Raw genomic sequence first — 16,460 nt, 5'->3', positions numbered from 1 at the left:
AAAAGCCTGCTTGATCCCGATGATACGCGCTTGGCTGGGTCGCAGTTCTGGTCATTGGGTTCATAGCGGCGAGCGCTCCAGGCGTTCACCGACAGCCTCGGAAATCTGCTCGCGCAGTGGCTCGGAGCCGATGGCGTCGATGATCTCCCCGGCAAAGCCAAGGCACAGCATGCGTCGTGCCAGCGCAGCGGCGATGCCGCGCGAGCGCAGGTAAAACAGCATTTCCGGATCGAGTTGGCCAACCGTCGTGCCATGACTGCATTTCACGTCATTGGCATAGATCTCGAGCTGGGGCTTGGTGTCCACCTCGGCATTGGGCGACAAAATCAGGTTGCGGTTGGACATGGCCGCATCGGTTTGGTGCGCGTCCGCCGCAACATAGACTCGTCCGTCGAATACTGCCTTGCCCTTGCCGTGCAAAATCCCTTTGAAGTTCTCGCGGCTCGCACAGCCTGGCACCAGATGTTGCACATCCATGTGGTAGTCGATCAGTTGCCCGTCTCCGGCCAGGTACAGGCCCTGCAGCTCACAGTCAGCCTCCGGGGCGAGGAAGCGCGCGACCAGATCCGTGCGCGCCCAGACACCACCCATGCCGATATTGACGCTGCGGTAGCGGCTGGCAGCGTCCTGCTCCAGATACAGGCCGGTGAGATGATAAGCACTCGGGCTTTCCTGCTGCAGCCGCACGTGGTGCAGGCGCGCCTGCTCGGCCAGGCGGATTTCAACCACGGCGTTGTTGCAGTAAAGCGCGTCACCAAAGCTCAGGTGGCGCTCGATCAGCTCGGCCTGGGCACCTGCGGCCAGATGAATCAGATGGCGCGGCTGCGCAAGCCCGGGGCCTTCGGCTTGATCGAGCCCGATGGAGATATTCAGCAGCTCGACCGGGCGTTCCAGACGCACCTTGGCGTCGATCAGCATCACCAGGCCATCATCAAAACCGGCAGTATTGAGCGAGGTGAACAGATGCTGGCCGTCGCCAGCAATCTGCCCCAGCAGACCGGCGAGCGCATCGGCATCCTGCGCCAAGACATCAGCCAGACTGCCGATGCGTACCCCTGCCGGCAGCCCCTCGAGCTGGGACAGGCGCGGCTCGAAGTGACCGTTGACCATGACCAGCCGATGGCTGTCCAGACCGGGGATCAGCTGGTCTTCGATATCCTCGGGTTGCAGCGCCGTGATGGGCTCTTGGTGGGGCTGAAAACCCTGATCGATCAGCGCGCGCAGGCTGGTATAGCGCCAGCCCTCGGATCGTTTTGTCGGCACACCCTGATTGCTGGCGCGCTCGGTGGCCGCCGCGCGCATGGCGGTCAGCCAGTCTGGCTCACGTCGACGCCGCTCGGCGGGGGCGCCATCCAGCCAGCCAAGCAGGGCTGGTTCGGTCGGCGTGATAGAGGTCGGGGCGCTCTTCATGCCGCTTCCGCCTCGGCGATCCAGCCGTAGCCTTTCTCTTCCAGCTCCAGCGCCAGCTCCTTGCCGCCGGAACGGATGATGCGCCCGTGCGCCAGCACATGCACATGGTCGGGCTGAATGTAGTCAAGCAAGCGCTGATAATGGGTGACCACAATCATGGAGCGCTCGGCGCAGCGCAGGGCATTCACGCCATCGGCGACAATGCGCAGGGCGTCAATGTCCAGGCCCGAGTCGGTCTCATCAAGAATTGCCAGCTTGGGTTCGAGCATGGCCATCTGGAAAATCTCGTTGCGCTTTTTCTCGCCACCCGAGAAACCGAAATTGACCGGGCGCTTGAGCAGGCTGTCATCAAGGTGCAGCACCTTGAGGCGCTCTTTCATCAGCCGCAGAAAAGAGACCGCGTCGAGTTCTTCTTCTCCGCGCGCTTTGCGGATGGCATTGACGGCGGATTTTAAGAAATAGGTGTTGTTCACCCCGGGCAACTCGACCGGGTACTGAAAGGCGAGAAAGAGGCCCAGTTGGGCGCGTTCTTCTGGCTCCAGCGCGAGCAGATCATGGCCGTCGAAGTCGACCGAGCCGGCGGTGACCTCATAGCCCTCGCGCCCCGAGAGGACGTGGGCGAAAGTGCTCTTGCCCGAGCCATTCGGCCCCATGATGGCATGAACCTCGCCCGAACCGACCTCAAAGTCGAGCCCTTTGAGAATCTCTTTGTCACCCACGTTGGCCTTGAGGCCCTTCACAGACAGCATGATGGTTGGCTCCAGAAAAAAGTCGAATGTGGTGATGAATGCGCGCGCGGCCGTTGCCTTAGCCAACCGCCCCTTCAAGGCTGATGCTGAGCAGTTTCTGCGCCTCGACGGCAAACTCCATCGGCAGCTCGTTGAACACCTCTTTACAGAAGCCGTTCACAATCATAGAAACGGCATCTTCCTCGCTCAGACCCCGCGAGCGACAGTAGAAGAGCTGATCCTCGCTGATCTTGGAGGTGGTGGCCTCGTGCTCCATTTTGGCGCTTGGATTTTTCACCTCAATGTAAGGAAAGGTATGGGCTGCACTGCGATCCCCAATCAATAGAGAATCGCACTGCGTGTGGTTGCGCGCGCCCTCGGCCTTGCCCGCGATGCGCACCAGGCCGCGATAGGACTGCTGGCCATGCTGCGCCGAGATGCCCTTGGAGACGATAGTGGAACTGGTGTTGCGCCCGATGTGAATCATCTTGGTGCCGGTATCTGCCTGCTGCCGGCCCTTGGTAACCGCCACCGAGTAGAACTCGCCGACCGAGTGATCGCCGCGCAGGATGCAGCTTGGATACTTCCAGGTGATGGCCGAGCCGGTCTCGACCTGGGTCCAGCTGATTTTGGAACGCGCGCCGCGACAGTCGCCGCGCTTGGTGACGAAGTTATAAATGCCACCCTTGCCGTTCTCATCACCCGGATACCAGTTCTGCACCGTGGAATATTTGATCTCGGCGCCTTCGAGTGCGATTAGCTCTACCACGGCGGCATGGAGCTGGTTCTCATCGCGCTGCGGCGCGGTACAGCCTTCCAGATAGCTCACATAGCTACCTTCGTCAGCGACAATCAGCGTGCGCTCAAACTGCCCGGTCTTGGCGGTGTTGATACGAAAGTAGGTGCTCAACTCCATCGGACAGCGGGTGTTCTTGGGGATGTAGACAAAGGTCCCGTCGGTAAAGACGGCTGCGTTCAGCCCGGCGTAAAAGTTATCGGTCGGCGGCACCACTGTGCCGAGGTGTTGCCTGATTAGCTCCGGATATTCCTGCAACGCCTCGGAGATAGAGCAGAAAATCACCCCGGCCTCGGCGAGCTTGCTGCGGAAGGTGGTCGCCACTGACACGCTATCGAAAACCGCGTCCACCGCGATGCCAGCGAGCGCCTTCTGCTCTTCAATCGGAATGCCGAGTTTCTCGTAGGTCTCCAACAGCACCGGATCAACTTCATCCAGGCTTTTCGGGCCGTCTTTTATCTTTGGCGCGGAGAAGTAGGAAATGTCCTGAAAGTCGATCGCCGGATGATGCACCGCCGCCCACTCGGGCGTTGGCATCTCAAGCCATTTCGCATAGGCGCTCAACCGCCACTCGCGCATCCAGTCAGGCTCGCCCTTGCGCACGGAGATGGCGGTGATGACCGTCTCGTCCAGGCCGGGTGGCAAGGTGTCGGATTCGATATCCGTAATAAATCCGTGCTCGTATTCTGACTTGACCAGATGATCGTATTCGGCGACTGCGCTCATGGCGGTGGCTCCGGGTTGGTGCGGACGTCACCCTTGACGCCACTGGGTGGCGGGGTGGGCGACAAATACTCAGTGCAATGCTTGGTTAATTGACGTTTTCAGCCTTGAGTTTCAAGAGCGCCCGTGCGGGTTCGGGGATTGGCGGGCAAATGCCTACCTGATCCGCCTGCCTGATCCGCGAACGGGGGCTGATGTCTCTTTCATGACGGCAAACTGTAAAGTCTATCGCGACCAGCCCCGCAGCGAAAAATCTGCATCGCACCAGGGCTCCTCCCCAAGGCGGTTGCAAAGCGGTCGAGAACCCGCCCGAGCTTGTCGGCTTTGCGACACTGAACGAGCTCGGCCGCAGTGCGGACAATTGGCGAAAAGTGCTTTTTAGGCAAGGACTTACGCGGATCATAAGGGCTGCACTTGGCTCGACTTGGTTGATTGCACAAGAAGCAGCGCAAGTTCTATGCCCGGGCGACTCAGGGTCGAAAGCCTTGCAGTTAACAAGAATCGTTCGTATTATTATAAACTGGATGTTTCAACCACAATAAGTTCAGAGGAATTAGAAATGGATGATTTGAGAATGCCAGACCCTGGGGTGCGTGCTGACGCTGGAGATTATTGTTCTGACAGACATCCACGTTGGGCAGCCATCTCTTTGAGTGCGCTGCTAGGTGTCACCCTTGGAGCAGCGCTGGGAGCCAAGACGGCCATGGCTACGTCAGAGGACGCGGGGGCTGAGGTGAATCTCTACTCCGCGCGCAAGGAGGCACTGATCAAACCGCTGCTTGATCGTTTCAGCGAGCAGACCGGTATCGAGGTGAACCTGGTCACCGGCAAGGCGGATGCCCTGCTGCAGCGGCTAAAAAGCGAGGGCGCAAAGAGTCCGGCTGATGTGTTACTGACGGTCGATGCCGGCAATCTGCATCGCGCCAAAGAAGCGGGGCTGACCCAAGGGGTCGAGTCCGCCACCATCACCTCAGCGGTGCCGGAAAATTATCGCGATTCGGACGGTCACTGGGTTGGCCTGTCCTTGCGCGCGCGCCCCATCATCTATGTGCCCGAGCGCGTCGATCCGAGCGAGCTGTCCACCTACGAGGATCTGGCCGATTCCAAGTGGAAGAAGCGCATTTGCATTCGCTCCTCCAGCAATGTCTACAACCAATCGCTGGTGGCCTCGCTGATCTTCGCCAATGGCGAAGAGGCCACTGAGACCTGGGCCAAGGGGCTGGTCGAGAACATGGCACGCCCACCCATGGGCGGCGACCGCGATCAGATCAAGGCCGCCGCAGTCGGTGAGTGCGACCTCGCCATCGCCAACACCTACTACCTGGCCGGCATGCTGACCTCCGATGACCCCGCCGAGCGCGAACCCGCTGAGCAGATGGCGATTTTCTGGCCAAATCAGGACGGTCGCGGCGCGCATGTGAATGTCAGTGGCGCGGCAGTCACGGCTGCGGCCAAAAACAAAGAGGCCGCCGTGCAGCTGATTGAGTTCCTGTTAAACCCTGAGTCCCAGGCCTGGTATGCCCAGGCCAATGGCGAGTACCCGGTGCGCGAGGGCGTGGAGATCAGCCCGGTGCTGGCCGAATGGGGGGAGTTCAAGGCCGACGATCTCAACCTTGAAACCCTGGGCGAACTTAACGGCGAGGCGGTGCTGTTGATGGATCGGGCGGGCTGGAAGTAAGGGCTGTCAGAGCAGGGCGGCCGGTCAACGTGAGGGTCATCACCGCGCCGCCCGCTTGGAACCCAGCGAGTCGAGTGCTAGATTGCCGCCATGGTTGTGTCTGCCTTCGCCCGTCTCCCTTCAGCCTCCTGGTGGCCGCCTGTCACAGTCGCGCTTGCGACCGTGCTGGCGCTGCCCGTGCTGGTGGTGGTGGGCTTCCTGTTCGTGCCCGCTGGTGATGTCTGGCAGCACCTGGTCAATACGGTGCTGGCGGACTATGTCATCAACTCACTGCTGCTGATGCTGGGCGTGGCGCTCGGCACCCTGATTGGCGGCGTGGGAACCGCCTGGCTAACCACCATGTGCCAGTTTCCGGGGCGCGGGCTGTTCGAGTGGGCGCTGCTGCTGCCCATGGCGATGCCGGCCTACATCATCGCCTACACCTACACCGGGATGCTGGATGTGGCCGGGCCGGTGCAATCCGGCCTGCGTGCGCTGATGGGCTGGGGCTATGGGGACTATTGGTTCCCGCAAGTACGCTCGCTGCCGGGGGCTGCGGTCATGCTGTCCTTGGTGCTCTACCCCTATGTCTACATGCTGGCGCGGGCGGCTTTTCTGAGTCAGTCGCTGGCGGTACTGGAGGTGAGTCGCACGCTGGGCAATGGCCCCTGGCGCACCTTTCTGACCCTGGCACTGCCGCTGGCCCGACCGGCGGTGGTGGCCGGTCTGGCGCTGGCGCTGATGGAAACCCTGGCCGACTATGGCACTGTGGAGTACTTCGGGGTCGCGACCTTTACCACCGGCATTTTCCGCACCTGGTTTGGGTTGGGCAATCCAGCAGCGGCGGCGCAACTGGCGGCGGTGTTGCTCGGTTTTGTCTTGGTGCTGATGGTGCTGGAAGGCTGGTCGCGGGCCGGGGCGCGTTATCACGCCACCGGGAGCCGCGAGCAGAGCATCCGCCGACTGCGACTGCGCGGCGCAAGCGGCGCGCTGGCCTGGCTGTTTTGCCTGCTGCCGCTGTTGTTGGGTTTTCTGCTGCCGGCGGGGCAACTGGCGTTCTGGTCCTGGTCCTTTGCCACGGACGGGGCCAGTGACGGCTTCTGGCGGCTGGCGATCAACAGCCTGGCGCTGGCCGCCAGCGCGGCGCTGCTGGCGGTCCTGCTGGCACTGCTGGTCGGCTATGGCAAACGGCTTTATCCGGCCACCAGCGTGCGCCTCAGTGCGCGGGTGGCCGGGCTGGGTTACGCAGTGCCGGGCACTGTGATCGCCGTGGGCGTACTGATTCCCTTCGCCTGGCTGGACCATGCCCTTGATGCGCGGATGCGTGACTGGTTTGGCCTGTCCACCGGCCTGCTGCTGAGCGGAACGCTGTTTGCACTCATCTTTGCCTATCTGGTGCGCTTTCTAGCCGTTGCGTTGCAAACAGTGGAATCCGGTCTGGGCAAGATTCGCCCAGCCATTGATGACGCCAGCCGCTCCCTGGGGCTGGCGCCGGGGCAGACGCTGTGGCGGGTGCATATCCCCATGCTGCGCGGCAGCCTGCTCACGGCTGGGCTACTGGTGTTTGTGGATGTCCTGAAAGAACTGCCCGCGACCCTGATTCTGCGTCCCTTTGATTTCAACACCCTGGCGGTGCGCGCCTATGAACTGGCGGCCGATGAACGCTTGGCCGATTCTGGCCCAGCCGCCCTGATGATCGTGCTGGCGGGCTTGCTGCCCGTGGTGCTGCTGAGCCGGGCCATTACGCGCTCGCGGCTTGCAGAAGCTGGCAGTGGGCATTAGGCCGTTTCTTGTGGATTGTGCATGGCGGCTTTGGCGCCAGCACTCGGCAATGGCGAAACGAACAACATGACTGACTCTGGTGACAAGTTGCAGTTCGCGACGGCGACTGAAGCCACCCCTTTGCTGGCACGGGGTGTCAGCCTCGGCTATGGGGGCGCACCCGTGGTACGGGATGCCCATCTTGAGCTGGATCAGGGCCGAATTGGCTGCCTGCTCGGGCCGAGCGGCTGTGGCAAGACCACGCTGCTGCGAGCCATCGCGGGCTTTGAGCCGGTGATGACGGGAGAGATTCTGCTCGGTGGCGTGCCGGTGTCCAGACCCGGGTTCAGCCTGCCAGCAGAGCGCCGCCAGATCGGCATGGTATTTCAGGATTTCGCGCTCTTTCCCCATCTGACCGTGGCGAAGAACATCGGCTTTGGCCTGCGCCGACTCGCTCGGCGCGCGCGCGAGCAGCGGGTGGCCGAGCTGCTGGAGCTGGTTGGTCTTGTCGAGGCGGCACGGTTGCATCCGCATGAGCTGTCCGGCGGCATGCAGCAGCGCGTTGCTCTGGCTCGGGCGCTGGCGCCACGACCGCGGATGCTGTTGCTCGATGAGCCCTTCTCCAGCATGGATGTGGAGCTGCGCGAAGCCCTTGCACGGGAAATCCGCGCGCTGCTGCGCCATGAAGGGGTCACGGCCATCCTGGTGACTCATGATCAGCTTGAGGCTTTTGCCATGGCGGATCGCATCAGTGTGATGCGCGCCGGACGCATTCATCAGACCGGCACGGGCTTTGAGCTTTACCACCAGCCGGCAGATCGCTTCGTGGCCGATTTTATCGGGCAGGGCGAGTTCCTGCCGGGCCAGGTGATCGACGAGCAACGCGTTTCCACCGAGCTTGGCGTGCTGCGCGGCCAGAATCGCATCGCCCTGCCGCCGGGCACTGAGATTGAAGTGCTGGTGCGCCCGGATGACCTCATTTGCGCCCAATGTGAAGAGAACACCGCACTGGTCACAGAGCGCGCCTTTCGCGGAGCCGAATATCTCTGCACCCTGGAACTGGATAGCGGTCGCCGGCTGCTGTCACTGGCGCCCAGTCACGATGACTTTCCGCCCGGCACCCAGGTCGGCATCCGTGCCGAGCTGGACCACCTGGTGGTTTTCGAGTGCGCGTCAGGCGCCTGAGCGCGGACCTGTCACCAGGACGACTCAGTCCTTCTTTTCAACCGCGCCCGCATCGACCCGAGCCTCGACCTGAGTCTCGGCCTCAGCCTGGTTGGCGGTAGCCTCATTCTCGGGCGGTGTGGCCTTGATGCGAATGGTCGATCCGGGTATTGAACCACTCAGCTTGCCGGTCAGCCGGCCGGTCTTGACAGGGCCCTCGTCATCGCGAAACAGCCAGATCCAGATGGCGATCATGGCGATCAGCGCGAGCAGCAAAATGATGTTAGTCCCCATGGATTAAACTCCTTACAAGGTGGTTGCGACAGATTCCAATGTCGGGCCCTGTGCCGGAAAAGCGCCAGACCGGGTATCGGATCAGAAAGGCTGCATTCTACCCGGATGGCACGGACGGGGTGAGACCGGGGAACGGCATCGCGGTTAACCCAAGCCGCGCTAAACAACCGTGGGCTTGTCCTGATACAGCGCTCGATCCGCACAAACAACCAGCTCGTCGAAAAACCCGGCTTGTTCGGATGTGGCGGACACGCCACAACTCACCGAGAGTTCGATCACTGCACTGCCCTGCATGATCGGCTGCTTTTTCACCCCATCTTTGATGCGCTCGGCAAGCAGGGAGGCGCCGCCAACATCGGTGTGCGGAAGAATCAACAGAAACTCACTCCCGCCAAAGCGCCCGAAGACATCCGTCTCCCGGATTGCCGCAAGCACGGTTGCGACAACCGAATGAAGCGCCTTATCACCAACCTCATGGCCAAAAGTGCCATTCACATCCTTAAAACGATCAACAGCAATCAGCAGCAGGCTAAGAGGATGCCCATATCGGGTCGCGCGATCAAACTCTTTATCGCCCAAATCGTATAACGCCCGGCGATTCAAAATCCCGGTCAGCGGATCAATGGTGGCTAATTTGACCAACTCCTGTTTCGTCGCATGTTGCGCCACGCAATAACGGATTGACCGCTCAACCAAGCTGAGGCTCAACTCCGACTTATGCAGATAGTCCATCGCGCCCGCATCCAGTGCCGCCTGGTCAATGTCAGCATCAGCCTGATCTGCCAAGAAAATCATCGGCGGAAACTCAATATCCGCGCTGTGAGCCGAAATAAACCGAATGCCGGCGCCCTCGCCAGCATGGTCCCCCACCAGACACAGATCAAAAGCTTGGGGATCAGACTCCACAACCAGGGTCTCGGCGTCCTCAACCGTGCGAGCCCAGCGCACGCGATACTCCGTGCCTGGTATCTGCTCAAGCAGCGCATTAACCTGAAGATAATCCTCTTCGTTATCCTCAACAAAGAGCACAGAATAAGATGTCATTGAACGCATAATGCCCTCAGCTCCGCCCAGATGGCAGTTCAACAGCTTGCTGGAATCCTTTAACACTTAACCCTCTGCCCGGCGCGCGGGTCCAACCGCAAAAACCCAATCCCGAAACACCACCGCAGCCCAGTCTACCCCCAGGGTATCGCCGCGGCTATCACCACGGCGCCCCAGCCCCCGTCCTAACGCTCATGGTCCCGGTCACCCCGGCGGATGAAAGTTACCTGCTGCCTTTCGGAAAAGGAGCAAAAACAAGACGGTCAGACAACATTTCTTAGCACGGTCACCGTGAATCACGCGGAATTATCTTCCGGGACTGGACACCTAGAGCACTGTCGAGTTCTGGTAAACGGTGGCCGTGTCGAATATGTCACCGATGAAGGCAAGCGCGCACTTTACTGGAACATTCCAATTGCCAACACGACCTGCCTGTTACTTGGAACAGGTACATGGAACAACGCTTGGCTGCGCTATTTGCCAACGATGGCAAAGGCGAAGAGAGACGCTGGACATTCCGCGGGGTGATTGATTGCTTGGCGCAGATCACGCGCAATCGCGTGGCGGTCAACGGTGTCGAGTTCGATCAGAATACTACCCCAACACCCGAGCAAGAACAGATTCTGGAGCTCCTGCAAGTCACGATGTAGCCACCCGCGTGAAACCAAAAATCGCCCGCCAGCCCTGTAGTAGCGAGGGATTTTGGTCGGTCTGCTGGGGTAAAATCAGTTACAGGATCTCCACCGCAAGCCCCGCGGCGTCCGCGAGGCGCGCGAAACGGCTGTCAAAGGTGAAGAGCGGCGAGGCGCTGCCAGCCAGAGCGACATGGAGCGCGTCGGCGAAGTCGAACCCTTGCTCGTAGCGCTCCAACGTCAGGGCGACGAGTCCGGGCGCATCCACCTGGGTATTCGGCAATCCGAGAACCTGGCGGAAGGCGGTGAGAATCGCTGCGCGATCCAGGTCGTAGACGGCGCGCAGCACCCACTCCATCTCCAGAAGCACCGAATGGGGGATGAAGACAGTCTGTGATCCGGCGAGCATATTGACAGCCCGCTGGGCCTGATCCGGATCATCGTTGGTGACGTAACGAACCAGCACGTTGGTGTCGACCGCGATCACGAGGCTCCGTCCTCCCGCCAGCGCCGGCGCAGCTCGGACTCGATCCCGGCGTCCATCTCCTCCAGGGTTCGGGCCGATCCTTGATAGCCGGTACAGCCCAGCCCGTCCTCGACCCGGGTGGGGGCAAAGGGTTTGGCGGCCCGCAGGATCAGGGCGTCGCCCCGGTCATCCAGGATCAGCTCGGTGCCGGTCTCCCAATGGTGCCGCGCGCGCACCGCGTCCGGAATGAAGATCTGGCCCTTGTTGGAAAGTCGTATGATGTTCATGACCCGGTTTCTGTTTCGGATAGCGTCGGCGGATGCTAGCCCTGTTCCCGGGAGCGAGCAAGACGTGGTGTCCGGGATCGGGCATCGATCGTCGTTCCGACTGCCTCCGCACGACCGGGGGGCGGCGGGGCTTCGGTCGGGCGGAAGCAAAGCCCGGGACGGGTTGAGCAGGAGCGGAACCGCATCAATCGTGATACCTCACCGTTCATAGCAAACCCGCGCAGGAATACGCCGCATCGCTTTCGACAGATGCGATTCGCGTATTCACCGCATCCTTTCTCAGCGATTTTGGCGGGCCACTTAACAGGTGCTATTGTCCGCGCGGAAGAAAACCCAGAGATCGGCATCCATGAAAGCGGGATCACCCATGGAACCCCAGGGTTTTCTCTCCCTCATTGAGCAACGCCTGGGCGCCCTGGAGACCCGGCTTGAGACCATCGCCGACCGCCAGTTGACCGGAGAGGTCAAGCGCGCCATCGACATCGCCCGTGTCGATCTGCCCTTCGCCCTGGTCAAGGCGCGCTATGTGCTGGAAGTGATCGTGCGCGACATCTATCGGCGCGAGCTGCCGCGGGCCAAGGTCAAGCACCTGTTCGACATGATCGCGGCGCTGTGCGAGCGGCCGGGGCTGTTCAGCAAGAAGATCACCACCGACATCAACTACATCCGCATCAACGGCACCCCCCCACCGGACGGTCATCGCCCTTGAAGGAGGATGGGTTCTTGCCCGTCACCGCCCGCCATTGGGCCTGGGTGACCTCGTACTTGCCCAAGCGGAAGGGCGCCACCTTCAACGTGTGGGGCGGTTGCTCGCTGGAAAGGCACTGACTGTCCCCGGGGCTGCACCCCATCGCTAGCCGGCGGCGGCCCATCGTCGCCTCTCCGTTCGCGCGTGCTCGGCAGGGCGACCCCGAGGTAGTCGGTAAAGTACCAAGTGGTGACCTGCGCTAGGGCCGAAAGTGGTCGGTACCATGTAATTGGCGTAAATACGAGTCCAGTCCATTATCGCTGAGCCGCTGATGACCCACAGATATCCCACTCAGAAGGTGCTGATGCCCACCTCGTAGAGGCCGCCAACGACCACGTATTCATCCTCGCCTTTGAGCATGCCGGGTAGCAGGCGGTTGTAGAAGAAGATCTTGGGCAGCGGTACCTGGGTTTCCAGAATGTAGTCGCCAAACTCATCGGCGCGTTCGCGCTCGCTGGTGCAGCTGTTGAGATTGTTCAGTAATACCTGATAGCGCTGGCCGGGATGACTGGCGAGAATTTCATGCTCGTCGATGCGATTGATGCCGCGATAGAGCTTGAGATGCGACTGGCCAGGATGTGCCAGTTCCAGCTCGTACTGGCAATAGGTGTAGAGCAGGTCAAGCTGGGCCTCGAGTGCGTTGGTGGCATAGAGCCCGCGGCTGCCTTGCACCAGATAGGCGTGGTAGGCATCGCTGTCGCGCCCGTCGAGCGGCCCACCATGATGGCGCGCCAGCAGCCCGAAACGCGTTTCTACCCAGTGTTTGAGTACCGCGCCTTCGCGCCCGTCGGAGTCGAACGACCAACCGCGCACCATGCGCAGATAATTGGCGTTACAGCGATATTTTTTGCGCGGACCCGGGGTGAAGCCTGCCTCTTCCAGATCCTCCAGGCAGAAATGCACCGTCATGTAGTCAATAAAATAATTCGCCCGCTCATCTTGGCAGGTGAGCGGGGCCAGAGTCGCGAACAGGCTCTGGTGAAAATTCCGCACCCCGTCTAGCTGCAACGGGACGGGATGGCGCTGATAGGTCAGTCCGCCAAGAATGTCTGCCGGCAGATTGCAGCGATTGATCGGTAGCCGGGTCTCTGCCGGCAAGCGCGGAGCCGCGTTCTGGGCTGGGTCCAGCGCTGTCGCATCCTCAGTCAAGAGCGGGGGTTCTCCAGGTTGCAACAAAACCTGCAATCATAACGGGTTTTTGCCCGACTGTTGGCGAAAACCCTTGCCAGGAGACGAGGATGTCGCGATCAGGCAGGGCATCATGCCGCGCACCGAGTTGATCGCCCAGACCGAGCTGGCCCGTTCGAGGTCAGCCGGCGTCAGCGTCCGTTCGCTGATCCGGCCGGTGGCGAGCAGTTCAGCCCGGTAGCAGCCGGGCAGCAGACCGGCTGAAACGGGCGGGGTGTACCAGCATCCGTCCAGTTCAAGGACGATGTTGGTGAAGGTGCCTTCGGTCAGCTCATGGCGCTCGTTGAACAAAAACACCTCTTCGCCCGTGCTGGGAGTCTGACCGGCGGCCAGCTGATAGACGCGGCGGTCAGTGGTTTTGTGGCGCAGCAGAATATCGCGCGAGTCAATTGGCCGTTCGGCCAGGCGCACCCGCAGCGGCTTGGGCATTGGACGTTCGCGCAGCGCGCTGACTGAGACAGAGACCGCGCCCGTAGAGGTTAGAACCAGCCTGAGGATGCGTGCCTCGGGTGTTTCCTGCCGGGTGGCATCCACGGCTGCCTCCAGGCGATGCTTGATGAGGGCCTGGTCGCAGGGAAAGCCAAACACCTGAGCGCTGGCATGCAACCGCTGAAGATGCCGGTTTTCAAGAAACACACGGCCATCAGATTGGAGCAGCAGGGTCTCAAGCAGCTCGAAGCGCGCAGCGGTATCGGCAAGCAGGCAGGCTTTCAGTCGCAGCTCGGCCAATTCTCGGTCCATCTGGCTGTCCCAGACGATGCCGCCGCCACTGCCATATTCGGCCATGCCTGAGCGGCGATGGACCACCAGCGTGCGGATCGCCACACTCCAAAAGGCGCGACCGGTTGCCAGTCGGGTGCCAATGGTGCCGGTGTAGAAGCCGCGCGGAGAGGCTTCGAGTTCGGCGATGATGGCGGTGGCCGCCACCTTGGGCGCGCCGGTGATGGAGGCTGATGGAAAAAGCGCGGCCAGCAGCGCAGCGTCCGGGACATCGGTCTCGGCCGTGACCTCGCTGATCATCTGGTGCACCGTTGGGTAGTGCTCGAGCGCGAACAGCCTGGGGACCCGCACCCGACCGATGCGGGCGACGCGCCCGAGGTCGTTGCGCACCATATCGACGATCATGCGGTTTTCGGCGCGTTCCTTCTCGGAGGTCTGCAAGTATCGCGCGGCCTGGCGGTCGGCTGCCTCGGTCTCGCCGCGCGCGGCGGTGCCCTTCATCGGGCGGCAGCGCACCCGATGCTGGTCGCGTTCAAAGAAGGTTTCCGGGCTCAGGGAGAGCAGCGCAAAATCGCCGGTATCGATGAACGCCGCATGGGGGCTGCGATGCCGTGCGGCGAGCCGAATAAACAGCCGGCGCAGGCCAGCGTGACTCGCTGGCTCGAGCAGTTGGGCGCGATAGCGCTGGGTCAGGTTGATCTGGTAGGCATTCCCGGCAGCCAGATGCGCCTTGACCGCCGCGAAGGCGCGGGCGTAGTCCTGTTCGCTCATCTCCGGCTGCCAGGGACCAAAGAGCGGATCGCGCGGCTCGGCGTCGCCACTGGAGTCACCCTCGGCCAACAGCCTGTCGCTCTCCAAGCGGGTCAGCGTCTGAAAACCCGCCATCCACAGCAAGGGCTGGGTGCCACTTTCCTGGCCGCACAAACAGGGATCGAAGGCCGCGCCGGCTTCATAAGCCAGGCAGCAGAGGCTTGCCGGGGTCTCGGGCCGGTTGAGTCCCTCGGTCAGCAGCGCGCGGACCTGACTCGGCTCGTCCGTGCGCAACACCCAGGCCGGGTCTTGCAGCTGCAGCCAGCCGGCAGAATCGGGATCATGGATCAGTGCGCACGGTGGTTGGGGATGGGACTGGAATTGGGAATCGGACAGCACGGCAGTCAAAGCTTGGGCCATTGAGCGGATATTGCGACAATCGGGTTTCTTGCGTCTCTCCCGACAACGAACATCCCATCATCCCATGACAGCGCTTCAATCCCTACCCCAAGGCTTCCGCCTGACAGCCAGCCGCTACGCTGCGACCCCGGCTATTCTCACCGACGAGAAAACCTGGACCTACGCGGACCTCGACATCGCCAGCGACGGCATCGCCGCCGGCCTGGCCGCGCACGGCATTGTGCCTGGTGAGCGTGTCGGGCTCTATTGCCCAAACGATGCCGACTTCGTCTGCTGTTATCTCGGCATTCTCAAGGCCGGCGCCTGTGCAGTGCCCATCAACCTGCTGCTGCCACCAACCGCCATTGCCTTCGCGCTCAAGGACGCCGGTGTCAAAGCACTCTGTTTTCATGCCGCCTTTGCCGAGCAATCCACCGCAGCCTTGGCCGAGTTGCCGGGCGTGGCGTTGCGCATTGGCATCGGCGCGGTACCCTCCGACTTGATTGATTGCCGACTGGATGATCTGGCCAGCAAATCAGAGCCGCCGGCGCTGAGCATTGATCCCGAACAGGCTCCAGCCGTGATCCTTTACACCTCTGGCACCACTGGCCGGCCCAAGGGCGCCGTGCTGACCCACGCCAACCTGGCCGCCAATGCCAGGGCGGTGGCCGAGGTGCTCGAAGTCCGCCCCGGGGATAGCGGCGGCCAGAGCGGCGACCGCTTCCTGGTCGTTTTGCCCATGTTCCATGCCTTCGCCGCCACCGTCGGCATCCTCACACCCTTGCTCGCCGGGGCGGCACTCATTCCGGTGCCGCGCTTCGATCCAGCTCTGATCACCGAAGCCATCGGCAACCATCGCGCAACCATCTTCCTTGGCGTGCCCAGCCTTTACGCTGTGCTGCTGCGCCTCGACGACAGCCAGACCGCGCGCTGGAGGTCGGTGCGACTGTGCATCTCCGGCGGCGCTGCCATGCCCGAGGCGGTCATGCAGGCATTCGAGGCGCGCTTTTCGGTGCCCATCCTCGAAGGTGACGGTCCCACCGAATGCGGCCCGGTCACCTGCGTCAACCCACCGGCTGGACCGCGCAAGCCGCGCTCCGTCGGGCCACCCCTGCCGGGAGTGGAGATGCGTATCGCCGACCCTGACGGGAACTGGCAAGCGCAGGGCGAGCATGGGGAGGTCTGCGTGCGCGGCCCGAGCGTGATGCGCGGCTATTGGAAGCTACCCGAGGAGACTAGAGCCAGCTTCCACGGCGACTGGTTCCGCACTGGCGATCTTGGCTGGCGCGACAGTGACGGCTGGTTTTTCCTGGTCGACCGCATCAAGGATCTGATCATTACCAATGGGATGAACGTCTATCCGCGCATCATCGAAGAAGTTCTGATCCGCCACCCCGGAGTGGCCGAAGCCGCCGTCGTCGGCGAACCACACCCCTTGCACGGTGAGATCCCGGTCGCTTATGTCACGGCCGCACCGGAGCAAACCAAGCTCGACCTCAGCGCGCTCAAGGACTGGTGTCGCTCCCAACTCGGTCGCCATGAACTCCCTCGACGCTTCGAGCAACTTGACGCCTTGCCAAAAAACGCCGCCGGCAAAATCCTCAAACGCGAACTACGCCGCAGCGGCGAGCACGAGCGGGGAGTGATGACCTGATGAGCCAGTTCTGTTGTCAAGAAAATGGGGCCGGCAAGC

The 16,460-nt window shown here is 61.9% G+C and carries 16 protein-coding genes; 6 read left to right on the top strand and 10 right to left on the bottom strand.

The features are described 5' to 3' along the window. Positions 1-60: 60 nt before the first annotated feature. From sufD to sufB, 3 genes are read right to left on the bottom strand one after another with little or no spacing between them, the layout of a single operon-like run. The gene (sufD, locus tag Thiofri_RS05755) at positions 61-1,410 is read right to left on the bottom strand and encodes a Fe-S cluster assembly protein SufD (RefSeq protein ID WP_009150762.1); all 1,350 of its coding nucleotides are present in this window, start codon (positions 1,408-1,410) and stop codon (positions 61-63) included. Continuing rightward, entirely contained in the window at positions 1,407-2,159 is a 753-nt protein-coding gene (sufC, locus tag Thiofri_RS05750; protein ID WP_009150761.1) for a Fe-S cluster assembly ATPase SufC, read from the bottom strand. The genes sufD and sufC overlap by 4 nt, the downstream gene beginning before the upstream one ends. 58 nt (positions 2,160-2,217) lie before the next feature. Next, positions 2,218-3,660: a Fe-S cluster assembly protein SufB gene (sufB, locus tag Thiofri_RS05745; RefSeq protein WP_009150760.1), complete on the bottom strand. Its 1,443-nt coding sequence runs from the start codon at positions 3,658-3,660 to the stop codon at positions 2,218-2,220. Between the two features lie 700 nt (positions 3,661-4,360). Between sufB and Thiofri_RS05740 the strand changes: the two genes are divergently transcribed. The 3 genes from Thiofri_RS05740 (at position 4,361) to Thiofri_RS05730 (ending at position 8,260) form a co-directional block, all read left to right on the top strand. Next, complete coding sequence (locus Thiofri_RS05740) at positions 4,361-5,335, top strand: Fe(3+) ABC transporter substrate-binding protein (RefSeq protein WP_143742006.1); 975 nt, start codon at positions 4,361-4,363, stop codon at positions 5,333-5,335. Between the two features lie 90 nt (positions 5,336-5,425). Then, positions 5,426-7,096 (top strand): ABC transporter permease, encoded by a 1,671-nt coding sequence (locus tag Thiofri_RS05735; RefSeq protein WP_009150758.1) that lies wholly within the window; start codon positions 5,426-5,428, stop codon positions 7,094-7,096. 66 nt (positions 7,097-7,162) lie between these two features. Beyond that, on the top strand, positions 7,163-8,260 hold the full coding sequence (locus Thiofri_RS05730; RefSeq protein WP_051024025.1) for an ABC transporter ATP-binding protein: 1,098 nt from the start codon (positions 7,163-7,165) through the stop codon (positions 8,258-8,260). Positions 8,261-8,284: 24 nt separating this feature from the next. Here the strand turns inward: Thiofri_RS05730 and Thiofri_RS05725 are convergent, their stop codons facing one another. Further along, a complete protein-coding gene (locus tag Thiofri_RS05725) occupies positions 8,285-8,533 on the bottom strand; it encodes a hypothetical protein (RefSeq protein WP_009150756.1) in 249 nt (82 codons plus the stop codon). Between the two features lie 159 nt (positions 8,534-8,692). Further along, entirely contained in the window at positions 8,693-9,577 is an 885-nt protein-coding gene (locus tag Thiofri_RS05720) for a GGDEF domain-containing protein (RefSeq protein ID WP_190275863.1), read from the bottom strand. A 452-nt stretch (positions 9,578-10,029) separates the two neighbouring features. On the opposite strand from Thiofri_RS05720, the gene Thiofri_RS05715 reads away from it, so the two are divergent. Then, entirely contained in the window at positions 10,030-10,227 is a 198-nt protein-coding gene (locus Thiofri_RS05715; RefSeq protein WP_040857513.1) for a hypothetical protein, read from the top strand. A gap of 79 nt (positions 10,228-10,306) precedes the next feature. Here the strand turns inward: Thiofri_RS05715 and Thiofri_RS05710 are convergent, their stop codons facing one another. Together Thiofri_RS05710 and Thiofri_RS05705 are read right to left on the bottom strand one after the other, a co-directional pair. After that, positions 10,307-10,696, bottom strand: a complete 390-nt coding sequence (locus Thiofri_RS05710; RefSeq protein WP_009150754.1) for a type II toxin-antitoxin system VapC family toxin — start codon at positions 10,694-10,696, stop codon at positions 10,307-10,309. Further along, positions 10,693-10,962, bottom strand: coding sequence for an AbrB/MazE/SpoVT family DNA-binding domain-containing protein (locus Thiofri_RS05705; RefSeq protein ID WP_009150753.1), 270 nt, complete (start codon positions 10,960-10,962; stop codon positions 10,693-10,695). The genes Thiofri_RS05710 and Thiofri_RS05705 overlap by 4 nt, the downstream gene beginning before the upstream one ends. Before the next feature lie 349 nt (positions 10,963-11,311). Between Thiofri_RS05705 and Thiofri_RS05700 the strand changes: the two genes are divergently transcribed. Then, a complete protein-coding gene (locus Thiofri_RS05700) occupies positions 11,312-11,671 on the top strand; it encodes a hypothetical protein (protein WP_143742004.1) in 360 nt (119 codons plus the stop codon). Here the strand turns inward: Thiofri_RS05700 and Thiofri_RS24715 are convergent. From Thiofri_RS24715 to Thiofri_RS05690, 3 genes are all read right to left on the bottom strand, one after another. Then, complete coding sequence (locus Thiofri_RS24715) at positions 11,634-11,813, bottom strand: formylglycine-generating enzyme family protein (RefSeq protein ID WP_407702929.1); 180 nt, start codon at positions 11,811-11,813, stop codon at positions 11,634-11,636. The two genes, Thiofri_RS05700 and Thiofri_RS24715, sit on opposite strands and share 38 nt — an antisense overlap. A 188-nt stretch (positions 11,814-12,001) precedes the next feature. Next, positions 12,002-12,859, bottom strand: coding sequence for an NAD(+)--dinitrogen-reductase ADP-D-ribosyltransferase (locus Thiofri_RS05695; protein WP_009150751.1), 858 nt, complete (start codon positions 12,857-12,859; stop codon positions 12,002-12,004). 36 nt (positions 12,860-12,895) lie between these two features. Beyond that, positions 12,896-14,788 carry a chorismate-binding protein gene (locus tag Thiofri_RS05690; protein WP_009150750.1) on the bottom strand — a complete coding sequence of 631 codons (1,893 nt, stop codon included), beginning with the start codon at positions 14,786-14,788 and terminating at the stop codon, positions 12,896-12,898. Between the two features lie 64 nt (positions 14,789-14,852). Between Thiofri_RS05690 and Thiofri_RS05685 the strand changes: the two genes are divergently transcribed. Further along, a complete protein-coding gene (locus Thiofri_RS05685; RefSeq protein ID WP_009150749.1) occupies positions 14,853-16,421 on the top strand; it encodes a long-chain-fatty-acid--CoA ligase in 1,569 nt (522 codons plus the stop codon). The last annotated feature ends 39 nt before the right edge of the window (positions 16,422-16,460 follow it).

The sequence above is a fragment of the Thiorhodovibrio frisius genome, from assembly GCF_033954835.1.
Taxonomy (GTDB): domain Bacteria; phylum Pseudomonadota; class Gammaproteobacteria; order Chromatiales; family Chromatiaceae; genus Thiorhodovibrio; species Thiorhodovibrio frisius.
This window is presented reverse-complemented; position numbering and strand designations above follow the sequence as displayed.

What these genes read in the sequence shown, in the direction of transcription:
- sufD (WP_009150762.1), bottom strand. Translation starts at nt 1,410, where the DNA reads ATGAAGAGCGCCCCGACCTCTATCACGCCGACCGAACCAGCCCTGCTT.
- sufC (WP_009150761.1), bottom strand. Translation starts at nt 2,159, where the DNA reads ATGCTGTCTGTGAAGGGCCTCAAGGCCAACGTGGGTGACAAAGAGATT.
- sufB (WP_009150760.1), bottom strand. Translation starts at nt 3,660, where the DNA reads ATGAGCGCAGTCGCCGAATACGATCATCTGGTCAAGTCAGAATACGAG.
- Thiofri_RS05740 (WP_143742006.1), top strand. Translation starts at nt 4,361, where the DNA reads ATGGCTACGTCAGAGGACGCGGGGGCTGAGGTGAATCTCTACTCCGCG.
- Thiofri_RS05735 (WP_009150758.1), top strand. Translation starts at nt 5,426, where the DNA reads ATGGTTGTGTCTGCCTTCGCCCGTCTCCCTTCAGCCTCCTGGTGGCCG.
- Thiofri_RS05730 (WP_051024025.1), top strand. Translation starts at nt 7,163, where the DNA reads ATGACTGACTCTGGTGACAAGTTGCAGTTCGCGACGGCGACTGAAGCC.
- Thiofri_RS05725 (WP_009150756.1), bottom strand. Translation starts at nt 8,533, where the DNA reads ATGGGGACTAACATCATTTTGCTGCTCGCGCTGATCGCCATGATCGCC.
- Thiofri_RS05720 (WP_190275863.1), bottom strand. Translation starts at nt 9,577, where the DNA reads ATGACATCTTATTCTGTGCTCTTTGTTGAGGATAACGAAGAGGATTAT.
- Thiofri_RS05715 (WP_040857513.1), top strand. Translation starts at nt 10,030, where the DNA reads ATGGAACAACGCTTGGCTGCGCTATTTGCCAACGATGGCAAAGGCGAA.
- Thiofri_RS05705 (WP_009150753.1), bottom strand. Translation starts at nt 10,962, where the DNA reads ATGAACATCATACGACTTTCCAACAAGGGCCAGATCTTCATTCCGGAC.
- Thiofri_RS05700 (WP_143742004.1), top strand. Translation starts at nt 11,312, where the DNA reads ATGAAAGCGGGATCACCCATGGAACCCCAGGGTTTTCTCTCCCTCATT.
- Thiofri_RS24715 (WP_407702929.1), bottom strand. Translation starts at nt 11,813, where the DNA reads ATGGGGTGCAGCCCCGGGGACAGTCAGTGCCTTTCCAGCGAGCAACCG.
- Thiofri_RS05690 (WP_009150750.1), bottom strand. Translation starts at nt 14,788, where the DNA reads ATGGCCCAAGCTTTGACTGCCGTGCTGTCCGATTCCCAATTCCAGTCC.
- Thiofri_RS05685 (WP_009150749.1), top strand. Translation starts at nt 14,853, where the DNA reads ATGACAGCGCTTCAATCCCTACCCCAAGGCTTCCGCCTGACAGCCAGC.